At 73.8% G+C, this 9,001-nt stretch carries 6 protein-coding genes; 4 read left to right on the top strand and 2 right to left on the bottom strand.

Going from position 1 to position 9,001, the window contains the following annotated elements; translation table 11 throughout:
* The first annotated feature begins 188 nt into the window (after positions 1-188).
* The 3 genes from ACIBCA_RS29035 (at position 189) to ACIBCA_RS29025 (ending at position 3,846) form a co-directional block, all read left to right on the top strand.
* A complete protein-coding gene (locus ACIBCA_RS29035) occupies positions 189-1,283 on the top strand; it encodes a class I SAM-dependent methyltransferase (protein ID WP_396285974.1) in 1,095 nt (364 codons plus the stop codon).
* The gene (locus tag ACIBCA_RS29030) at positions 1,280-2,152 is read left to right on the top strand and encodes a sulfurtransferase (RefSeq protein WP_396285973.1); all 873 of its coding nucleotides are present in this window, start codon (positions 1,280-1,282) and stop codon (positions 2,150-2,152) included. Before ACIBCA_RS29035 ends, ACIBCA_RS29030 begins: the two co-directional genes overlap by 4 nt.
* 152 nt (positions 2,153-2,304) lie before the next feature.
* Entirely contained in the window at positions 2,305-3,846 is a 1,542-nt protein-coding gene (locus tag ACIBCA_RS29025) for a M1 family metallopeptidase (protein WP_396285972.1), read from the top strand.
* 69 nt (positions 3,847-3,915) lie between these two features.
* Here the strand turns inward: ACIBCA_RS29025 and ACIBCA_RS29020 are convergent, their stop codons facing one another.
* Entirely contained in the window at positions 3,916-5,286 is a 1,371-nt protein-coding gene (locus ACIBCA_RS29020; RefSeq protein ID WP_396285971.1) for a condensation domain-containing protein, read from the bottom strand.
* 262 nt (positions 5,287-5,548) lie between these two features.
* Here ACIBCA_RS29020 and ACIBCA_RS29015 point away from each other — a divergent pair, with 262 nt between their 5' ends.
* The gene (locus ACIBCA_RS29015) at positions 5,549-6,859 is read left to right on the top strand and encodes an MFS transporter (protein WP_396285970.1); all 1,311 of its coding nucleotides are present in this window, start codon (positions 5,549-5,551) and stop codon (positions 6,857-6,859) included.
* A 24-nt stretch (positions 6,860-6,883) separates the two neighbouring features.
* On the opposite strand, the gene ACIBCA_RS29010 is transcribed toward ACIBCA_RS29015, so the two are convergent.
* Positions 6,884-8,833: a WD40 repeat domain-containing serine/threonine protein kinase gene (locus tag ACIBCA_RS29010; RefSeq protein WP_396285969.1), complete on the bottom strand. Its 1,950-nt coding sequence runs from the start codon at positions 8,831-8,833 to the stop codon at positions 6,884-6,886.
* Positions 8,834-9,001 lie beyond the last annotated feature (168 nt).

Here is a 9,001-nt window from a genome sequence, read left to right as displayed (position 1 = left end):
GTCACGGGCCTCTGCTCCCGCCACTCGTGCCTGTCGTGTTTCTTCCCATTTCTCTCCCCCGGGGGGCCCCCCCGGGGGGGGGGCGGCCCCCCCGGGGGGGGGGCCCCCCCCCCGCCCCCCCCGGCCGCACCACAGGCGCGTAGCGTGGCCGGTAAGGGCTTCGCCGACCCGGCTACGGAGGAGGAGCGATGTCCGTCACCGAAATCGATGTGGCCAAGCAGGAGGAGTTCGCCGGCCACGTGGTGCAGGTGCTCAACGACGCCTGCCTCGGGCTGATGACCAGCATCGGCCACCAGACCGGTCTGTTCGACCTGATGGCCGGGCTCGCGCCGTCCACCAGCGAGGAGATCGCCACCGCCGCCGGGCTGAACGAGCGCTACGTGCGCGAGTGGCTGGGCGGGATGGTCGTCGCCGGGTTCGTCGCGTACGACCCGGAGAAGGCCGTCTACGCGCTGCCGCCCGAGCACGCGGCGTCACTGACCAGGGCGGCCGGGCCGGAGAACCTGGCCGCGATGATGCCGTTCCTCGCGATGATGGGCGAGGTCGAGCAGGAGCTGCTGGGCCACTTCCGCACCGGCGGCGGCATGCCGTACTCCGCGTACCCGCGCTTCCAGGAGCTGCAGGCCGAGGAGAGCGCCCGGGTGTACGACCTGGCGCTGGTCGACGAGATCCTGCCGCTGGTGCCCGGGCTGACCGAGCGGCTGCGCACCGGGATCGACGCGCTGGACGTCGGCTGCGGGCAGGGGCACGCCGTGATCGTGCTCGCGAAGGCGTTCCCGCGGAGCCGGTTCACCGGGATCGACATCTCCGCCGAGGGGATCGCCGCCGCCCGCGCCTCGGCGGCCGCGCTCGGGCTGGGCAACGCCTCCTTCGAGGTCGCGGACTCCGCCCGGCTGACCGGCGCGTACGACCTGGTCACCGCCTTCGACGTGATCCACGACCTGGCCCACCCCACCCCCACCCTGGCCGCCGTCGCGGGCGCGCTGCGGCCCGAGGGCGTCTTCCTGATGGGCGACGTGGCCGCCAGCAGCAGGCTGGAGGAGAACATCGAGCACCCGCTCGCGCCCGCGCTCTACACCTTCTCGACCTTCTACTGCATGACGGTGTCCCTCGGCGAGGGCGGGGAGGGCCTGGGAACGGTCTGGGGCGAGCAGACGGCCCGCCGGATGCTGGCGGCGGCCGGCTTCCGCTCGGTGGAGGTCAAGAGCGTCGAGGGGGACATGCTGAACCTCTACTACCTGGCCAGGGTGGACGGCGCGGCCGGTGAGGCAGGCCGGGGATGACCGGCAAGGAGTACGCGCACCCGGAGTCGCTGGTCGGCACCGAGCGGCTGGCCCGCCACCTGGACGACGGGACGGTGCGGATCGTCGAGGTCGACGAGGACACCACCGCCTACGACCGGGCCCACATCCCCGGCGCCGTCGGCTGGAACTGGACGACGGACCTGCACAGCAGCGTCGGCCGCGACTACGCGGACCGCGCCGCCGTCCAGCACCTGCTGCGGGCGGCCGGGGTGGAGGAGGACACCACCGTCGTCCTGTACGGCGGCAACAGCAACTGGTTCGCCGCGTACGCCTTCTGGCTGCTGCGGCTGCGCGGCTTCGGCCCGGTGCGGCTGCTGGACGGCGGGCGCAAGAAGTGGGAGCTGGAGGGGCGCGAGCTGACCGCCGAGGTGATGGACTACCAGCACACCTCCTTCCGGCTGACCGGCCCCGAGCGCCCGCAGCTGCGCGCGCTGCGCGACGAGGTGCTGGCCAAGGCGGAGGTGTTCGCCAAGCCCGGGGCGGACGCGGTGCTGGTGGACGTCCGCTCCCCGGCCGAGTTCCGGGGCGAGCTGATCGCCCCGGCGCACCTGCCGCAGGAGCAGGCCCAGGTGCCCGGGCACATCCCCGGCGCCGTCAACGTGCCCTGGTCGCAGGCGGCCCGGGACGACGGCTCGTTCCGCTCGGCGGAGGAGCTGTGGGAGCTGTACGGCGGCAAGGGCGTGGAGCCCGAGCGGGAGGTGATCGCGTACTGCCGGATCGGCGAGCGCTCGGCGCACACCTGGTTCGCGCTGACGGAGCTGCTCGGGTACCCGCACGTCAAGAACTACGACGGCTCGTGGACGGAGTACGGCTCGCTGGTGCGGGCGCCGGTCGCGCTGGGGGCGTGAGGCGCGCTCATAGCGGGGCTATTTCGGCCTGTTTCTTATCATGAACAGCTCATAATTTGAGAGTGGCGTGGGCCCCACCGGGACATGGATCGATCCAACATCGCTCCAACAACGCACCATCCCGACGTTCCGGTGATCCTGGAGGACCCACGTTGCGCAAGAGGCTGATCGTCTCCGCCGCCGCCAGTGCCCTGAGCCTGCTGCTCGTCGTCCCGGCCTCGGCCGCGGACTTCCAACCCGGCGCCGCCGGGATCGGCGACCCGTACTACCCGACCTACGGGAACGGCGGCTACCGCGTCTCCCACTACGACATCCGGCTCAAGTACCAGCCCGCCACCGACGAGTTGGAGGGCACCACCACCATCCTGGCCACGGCCACCCAGGACCTCTCGCGCTTCAACCTCGACTTCGCGCTGAACGTCTCCGAGGTCCGCGTCAACGGCCGCACCGCCGCCTTCGCCACCAGCGGCGAGCAGGAGTTGGAGATCACCCCGGCCCGTCCGCTCGCCAAGGGCGCCCAGGCCACCGTGGTGGTCCGCTACAAGGGCGTGCCGTCCACCGTGAAGAAGTACGGCTTCACCGCCTGGCTGCGCACCCCCGACGGCGGGGTCGCCGCCGGGGAGCCCGAGGGCGCCTGGTGGTGGTTCCCGAGCAACGACCACCCCAGCAACAAGGCCACCTACGACGTCTCGGTGCTGGTGCCGGACGGCAACCAGGTGATCAGCAACGGCGTGCTGACCGGCACCAGTTCCACGGCCGGCTGGACGCGCTACACCTGGCGCGAGAACAAGCCACAGGCGACGTACCTGGCCACCCTCGCCGTCGGCAAGTTCGACCTCGCCCAGGACACCACCCCCAGCGGCCTGCCCGTCTACACCGCGTACAGCAAGGACCTCGGCGAGAACGCCGACGCCGCCCGCGCCAGCGTCGAGCGCACCGGCGAGGTGGTGGACTTCCTCAGCGGCTACTTCGGCGACTACCCGTTCAGCTCCGTCGGCGGCTACGTGCCCAACGTGACGACCGGCTACGCGCTGGAGAGCCAGACCCGGGTCTTCTACAGCCCCAGGCAGTTCTCCCGGGGCGCCAACACCTCGGTCGTGGCGCACGAGCTGGCCCACCAGTGGTTCGGGGACAGCGTCTCGCTCTCGCGCTGGAGCGACATCTGGCTCAACGAGGGCTTCGCCCGGTACGCGCAGTACCTCTGGTCCGAGCACGAGAACGAGGGCACCGCCCAGCAGCTCGCCGACTACGTGTACGCCTCGCACCCGGCGGACGACCCGTTCTGGACGGTCAAGCCGGGCGACCCGGGCCCGGACAACCAGTTCGCGGGCGCCGTCTACGACCGGGGCGCGGTGGCCATCCAGGCGCTGCGCAACGCCGTCGGGGACGAGGACTTCTTCACGATCCTCAAGGGCTGGCCGACCGAGCACCGCTACGGCAACGCCACCATCCCGGAGTTCCAGGCGTACGCGGAGAAGGTGTCGGGCAAGAAGCTCGGAGACCTGTTCACCACCTGGCTGTTCACCCCGTCCAAGCCGGCCGTCGGGCCGGTGGTCCCGGGCGCTGCCGCCTCCCTGGCGGCGGCCTCGCCGTCCGCGCAGGGGACGGACGCGGCGCCGGCGGAGCCGAAGTCCTGGAAGAAGATCCAGGAGAGCACGGCGGAGCACGCCGCGGGGCACGCCGCGGGGCACTGACGGGCGCTGCTCGCCGGCAGAGGGGCGGCCCGGGCGATGGCCCGGGCCGCCCCTCGCCCGCTTCGGGGCTCAGGCGGCGGGCACCTGGCCGAGGGCGCGGGCCTCGGCCAGGACCGTCTCCTCGATCCCGTACAGGAAGCGCTCCATCTCCGGGCGGGGCAGCACGGCCGGATCGGCCGTCATGGCCAGGCTCAGCGCCTCGCCCGACTGCGCCGCGTCCAGCGCGTACGTCAGCCCGGGGCGCGGCTCGAAGTCCACCGGCCAGGTCAGGGTGGTCGCGCCCGGCTCCCCGGGGGCGTCGGTGCCCGGGGGGACCACCTCGCGGACGTCGTTGAAGACGCAGGAGCGGTCGGCCAGCGGCACGCCCTCGGCGGTCAGCTCCGCGATCTGGGCGTCCAGCGCCGTCTTGTCGTAGTACGAGTTGAGGTAGCCGCCGAGCGCGGCCGCGTGGGTGCGGCGCACCAGGGCGCCGAACTCCCCTTCTGCGTCCGGGAGATGGAGCAGTACCTCGCCCGCGACCGCGCTCACCGAGTTGGCCAGCTCGGGCAGGAAGCGGTTGCTGACCACGACGTCGATCAGCGCCTCGCCCGAGCCGGACATCCGGGCCGTCATCGCGGCGACGGCCGCCAGCAGCACCGAGGAGGTGCTCGCCCGGTGGCCGGCGGCGACCTGCTCGACGGCGATCGCCAGGGCGGGGGAGCGCAGCACCGCGTTGGGGAACCGCGCGGCGTCGGGCCCGGCGGCCTGCGGTGCGGCGGGCCTGGGGAACTGGTGGGCGGGGCCGCCGCGCAGTTTGCGCAGGAACTCCCGGCGCCCGGCGGAGTCCCGTCGCGCTCCCCAGGAGGAGCGCTGGAACTCGGCCTCCTCCAGCGGCTGACGGGCGGGCACGCGCAGTTCGGCCAGTTCGGCGGGGGTGCTGCCGAGGCAGAGCGCGGCGAGGTCGGCGACCAGGCGGTTCATCCCCGCGCCGTCCACGGCCGTGTGGGGCAGGGCCAGGGTGGCGTAGCGCACCAGCCCGTCCGTCTCGATGACGGCGACGTGCAGGGGCCACTCCATGGCGGTGTCGAAGGTGCGCCCGGAGAGGTCCCGGTGCAGGCGGGCACCGGCCTCGGGCACCTCCTCGGCGTCCGGGCAGGAGTGCACCTCCAGGGTCAACGTCCCTTCGGCGTCGACGGTTTGGAGCAGTCGCCCGTCCTTGTCGGGGAACAGCCGGGTGTGCAGGGAGTCGTGGACGTGGAGGAGCCGGCCCAGCGCGTCGACGAGGACGGGCAGGGGGAGGCCGGGGTCGATCGGGGCGCCGCCGGCGACGTTGTAGCGCGGTCTGTCGGCGGGGGCGAGGGCGCGGATGGTGTCCCAGAAGGCGCGTTGGCCCCAGGTGGCCGGTCCGACGCCTGAGCGGCCGGATGTGAAGGGGATCTCCAGCAGTTGACGGTTCGTCACCGGGTGGCTCTCCAATGGGGGTTGGGGTTGTCGGCGGTGGCGTATCGGTGCGTCGTGCTGGTGCGTGGGAGCGCGGGTGCTGCTGGGGAGCAGTCTGGCGCACGGTGCCCGGGGCGTCGAGGGTGCACCTTCGGTGCGCCGGGGGTGAGGGGACCCTCGACCCCGTCCGGCCTGCGGAAACAGGGGGTTCCGGAATCTCTCGGTCTCAAGTATCTTGACGTCGAGATTAAATCGGAAGGCAGAGGCACCAGGGGGAGCCGACATGCGGGACAACGGACTGATCGCACAACTGCGCAGGCCACCGGGCGGACGCGACGCGCGCATCATGCTGCTGGCGCAGGGCATCGACCGCACCGGCACCGGCGTGTGGGCGGCGGCCTCGGTGCTCTACTTCACCTTCGTCTGCGGCCTCGACGAGCGGCAGCTCGGCCTCATGCTCGGCGTCGCGGCCGTCGCCGGGATCGCCGGATCACCGCTCGCCGGGCGCGCCGCAGAACGCTTCCCCGTCCGCGGCCTGCTGATCGCCACCCACCTGCTGCGCCTGGGCACCATGGCCCTGATGCTGGTCGTCCACCACTTCCTCGCCCTGCTGCTGGTCGTCGCCGTGACCTGCCTGGCCGAACGCTCCGCCAAGACCCTGGAGATGCTCTTCGCCAGCCGCGTCGCGGGCGAGCAGCGCGGCACCTTCCAGGCGCTCTTCCGCAGCATCGCCAACGCCGGGTACGCCGTCGGCGCCGGGATCGCCGCCCTCGGCCTCGCCTTCGGGACCACCACCGCCTACCAGGCGCTGATCCTCGGCAACGCGCTCACCTACGTCCTCGCCGCCGAACTGGTCCGCCGCACCCGCGAGCCCGCCGGGCGGGGTCTGCTGACGGCCCCGGCCCCGGCCCCGGCCCCTTCCTCGGAGGAGGTTCCGGAGGTTTCCCATGCCCCGCGCGGCCCCTGGCGGGACAAGGGCTACCTCCTCTTCGTCCTGATGGACATTCCGCTCAGCCTGGACGACTCGATCCTCAATGTGGGCCTCCCGGTCTGGCTGGTCCACCACACCTCGGCCCCCAGCGCCGTCGTCCCCGTCTTCCTGGTGCTCAACACCGTGCTCGTCGTCGCCCTCCAACTGCGCGTCTCCGCCTGGGCCCAGGGCGCCCGCGGCGCCACCCGGGCGGTGCGCTGGTACGGGCTCACCGTGCTCGCCGCCTGCGCGCTGATCGCCCTCTCCGCGGGCGGCGGCGTCTGGACGGCCTCCCTGGCGCTGCTGGCCGCGGCCATGCTCGTCACCTTCGCCGAACTGCTGCGCTCGGTCACCTCCTGGGAGCTGGCCGTCAGCCTCGCCCCCGCCGGGGCCGGCGCCTCCTACCTGGGCGTCGCCGGGATGGCCCAGTCCGTCCAGCGGGCGGCCGGGCCCCTGCTGCTCACCGGCGCGGTCATGGCCGCCGGCCCCCTCGGCTGGCTCACCCTCGGCGCCGCCACCACGGGCCTCGGCGCCCTCCAGCGCCGGGCCAGCCTGCGCCGCCTCGACGCCCTGGAGGCCGCCGTGGCCCGCCCGTCGGCCGCCGCCCAGCCGGTGGCCTGCTGAGGCGGGCCTTGCGGGGCCGTCGTGTCAGGCGTCGGACGGGCCGGTCCGCCACAGCCGGACCACGCCGCCCCGGCAGGCGGCGGCCACGAGCGAGCCGTCCGGGCTGACGGCGAGGTCGAGGACGAGGGGCTGGGGGGCCTCCAGGGTGAGGTACTTGAGGTTGAAGTACTTGAGGTAGGGCGACACCCGGTTGTCCGTCTCGGGAACCCCCAGGGTCGCGAGGGCCCGGCCGGAGGCGACGTCCCACACGTGGACGCTCTCGCCGCCCCCGTACGCGGCGCCCGTCCCGCCGTCCGCGCTCAGGGCCATCCTCGGCGCGGCCGGGACGGCGGTCGTGCCCACGCCGCCGGTCACCTGGCCGGTCGCGACGTCCCAGAGGGTGACGGCGGCGGGCGACCACCCCCCGGCCGGGACGCCGCCGGCGATGACGGTGCGGCCGTCGGGGCCGAAGGCCACCGAGTGGGCCGCGCTCATCGCGTCCGTGCGCAGCACGCCCAGGACGGCGCGGCTGCCCACGTCGAGGAGCGTGACCGAGCAGGTGCCGCGCGAGCGCGGCCCCGGCTTGCCGCCGCCGACCGCCAGCAGCCGCCCGTCCGGGCTGAACGCCGCGCACAGGCCCCGCAGTTTGACGGCGGCGACCAGCCCGCCGGTGGCGGACTCCCACAGGCGCAGGTCCTTGTCCCGGCCGACGCTCGCCAGCACCGCCCCGTCCGGGCTGTGGGCGACGGCGCCCGTGACGATGTCCGTGCTGAACCGGTGGACGGCGCTCATCCGGCCGGTGGCGGTGTCCCACCGGACGGCGTCGACGTGCAGGGGCACGTAGTTCGTCACCGGCACCCCCTCCACCAGGGTCAGGGCGCGGCCGTCGGCGCTGTACGCGAGGTGGCCGACGGTGGTGCGCGCCGCCGTCCGGGGCTCGCCCCAGCGCGCGACCTGCTCGCCGGAGGCGACGTCCCACAGGTGGACGGCCGGCGTCCGGGACCCGCCGGCGGTGGCCAGCGTCCGGCCGTCCGGGCTGAACGCGAGGGCGGAGACGCGCTCGTGGGCCAGCAGGACGGTGCCGGTGCTCAGCCAGCGCGAGGGCGCCTGCTCGAACACCGTCGCCGCGTACGGCGGTGGAGCGGCCGGCGGTGCGTCCTGGGGGCCCTTGACCTGGGCCGCCGTCGGCTCCGGCCGCACGCCGCCGCCCAGCATCGCCAGCGCCTGCGCCGCCGTCGGCCGGGCCGCCGGGTCCTTCTCCGTCAGCGCGGCGATCAGCGGGGCCAGCCGCCCGGCGCGTGCCATCGCCGGCAGGGGCTCCACGGCCACGGCGAGGACGGTCCCGGTCCACGTCGCCCGGGCGAACGGCGAGTGCCCCTCCACCGCCTCGAACAGCGCCACCCCCAGGCTGAACAGGTCCCCGGCCGGGGTGTCCACCCCGTCGCGCCGCTCCGGCGCGAGGTACGGCGCCGAACCGATGATCACGCCGGTCTCCGTCAGGCCCGTCTCGGCGACATCCTTGGCGATCCCGAAATCCGTCAGCAGCGTCCGCCCGTCGGCGTCGTTGATCATGATGTTCAGCGGCTTGACGTCCCGGTGCACGATCCCCGCCTCGTGCGCGAACCCCAGCGCCGACAGCAACTGCGCCGCCAGCACCGCCGCCTCCTCCACCCCCATCGGCCCGCCCGCCAGCACCTCCGCCAGCGTCCGGCCCCGCACGAACTGCATCACCGTCCACGGCATGCCGTGCTCCAGGACCACGTCGTGCACCGTCACCACATTCGGATGGTCCGCCAGCGCCGCCGCCTTCCGCCCCTCCCCGGCGGCCCGACTCAGGAACTCCGCCTGGTGCGCGGGCGCGATCGACTCCAGCGACACCTCCTTGATCGCCACCGTCCGCCCCAGCAGCGTGTCCCGCGCCTCCCAGATCCTCCCCATCCCGCCCTTCGCGACCTCGCGCTCCAGGACGTACCGCCCACCGCCGATGTGCTGCACGAAGATCCCACCCCTGCAAGAGCCCTGACGAGTGCCACCACCACCCTACTGTCGCCCCCACGTCACCAACGGGCGCGGCGACGGCCGAGCCGCCCCTTCCGCACCGCTGCGGAAGGGGCGGCTCGCCGTCGGGCCGGTGCGAGGGATTCGTTACAGGGTCCAGACCTG

This window comes from Kitasatospora sp. NPDC051170 (assembly GCF_044455705.1).
In the GTDB taxonomy this organism is placed as follows: Bacteria; Actinomycetota; Actinomycetes; order Streptomycetales; family Streptomycetaceae; genus Kitasatospora.
This window is presented reverse-complemented; position numbering and strand designations above follow the sequence as displayed.

Bases quoted from the DNA above. Each gene is read 5' to 3' on its own strand.
- ACIBCA_RS29035 (WP_396285974.1), top strand. From the start codon at position 189: ATGTCCGTCACCGAAATCGATGTGGCCAAGCAGGAGGAGTTCGCCGGC.
- ACIBCA_RS29030 (WP_396285973.1), top strand. From the start codon at position 1,280: ATGACCGGCAAGGAGTACGCGCACCCGGAGTCGCTGGTCGGCACCGAG.
- ACIBCA_RS29015 (WP_396285970.1), top strand. From the start codon at position 5,549: ATGCGGGACAACGGACTGATCGCACAACTGCGCAGGCCACCGGGCGGA.